1 protein-coding gene is annotated in these 1,102 nt (G+C 52.4%); it reads right to left on the reverse strand.

Translation table 11 applies throughout. The features are described 5' to 3' along the window. Positions 1–456: 456 nt before the first annotated feature. Positions 457–957, reverse strand: coding sequence for a pyridoxamine 5'-phosphate oxidase family protein (locus EZI54_RS23825; protein ID WP_029655352.1), 501 nt, complete (start codon positions 955–957; stop codon positions 457–459). Between the last annotated feature and the right edge of the window lie 145 nt (positions 958–1,102).

Genomic DNA, 1,102 nt, shown 5'->3' on the forward strand with positions numbered 1-1,102 from the left:
TTGCGAGAATCAGCGGTATTGGCGCTTGATATTGACTATTTTATGGTCAATTCCGGCCTTGCTGGATGGGCCGACCGAGACCGATGAATGGTTGGCTGTCTGAAAACGGCGTTTTTGCAGGGGCGACCACTTAAAGCCCCGAGATAGTATCCCGATGCAACGATGACGACAGCAACGACCAAATTCTTGATGTAGCCACTCACCGCAAGAAACTGGACAGGAACGACGCTTACGAGGCTCCAGCCGAGAATACTGCCAAGAACGATGGCTGAAACGTACGCGATTACTCCCGACCACCAGTTCACAGCATAGCCGACGTATATTGCCGGCCCAACGGTACACAGTAATACCCAAATATTCTGGACCGGTGTCATGAAGACTCCATGTGCAATTTAACGCCGGTGGTAATGGGCGGCAACGAAGCGCAGCGTAGTTGGCGTCCCGTTGACCACTTGGTTATGCATGTTCCGGCCACATACCATCCATCATCACTGGGTAGGTGATTGGCTTGTAATGGGTAAATTCAATGTCTCGAACGTGGGTGAAATCACTCCAGAGCAACCTCGCCCCCTTCATCCACTGAGATGGCTTAACCCGTTTTTCTATCTTCTCGATTTCTTCGGGCGTGGCTTCACGCATTCGTCCGACCTTGCCGTAAAGTCTCACGCCCGGCGGAGCAACAAAACGGCCTTTTAGCAGAGACCTTAGCCAAAAGAATCGACCGGCGTTGACTGCCATGATGCAAACATTCGGGTTCTGATCGATGTTTTTACCCAAAGCCTCGGCGTAGTGATCAAAAAAGTACCCGCTCTGATCATTGCGAAGGAAAACAGTGCCAACTGGCGTGATGTGGGGTGTGCCGTCGGGGTTAACCGTTGCGATCGAGCAGTAAACCGTCGAAGCCTGACCTTGCTCTAAAACTGACTTCACCTTCTTCCAATCATCCTTGATGTTCATCGTGTCTCCATTGGTGCATAACGCCGTTGTTCAGCGGCAGCCTTGGCAGAGCGAAGCGGCGGCAAGGCTGTCCGGTGGAGGGGCGTCAGGCCCGGAACGTACTGGAACTATTGGTTATGCATTTTGACCAACCCTGTCGCTACAG

The organism is Marinobacter halodurans, from assembly GCF_004327985.1.
In the GTDB taxonomy this organism is placed as follows: Bacteria; Pseudomonadota; Gammaproteobacteria; order Pseudomonadales; family Oleiphilaceae; genus Marinobacter_A; species Marinobacter_A halodurans.

Bases quoted from the DNA above. Each gene is read 5' to 3' on its own strand.
- EZI54_RS23825 (WP_029655352.1), bottom strand. From the start codon at position 957: ATGAACATCAAGGATGATTGGAAGAAGGTGAAGTCAGTTTTAGAGCAA.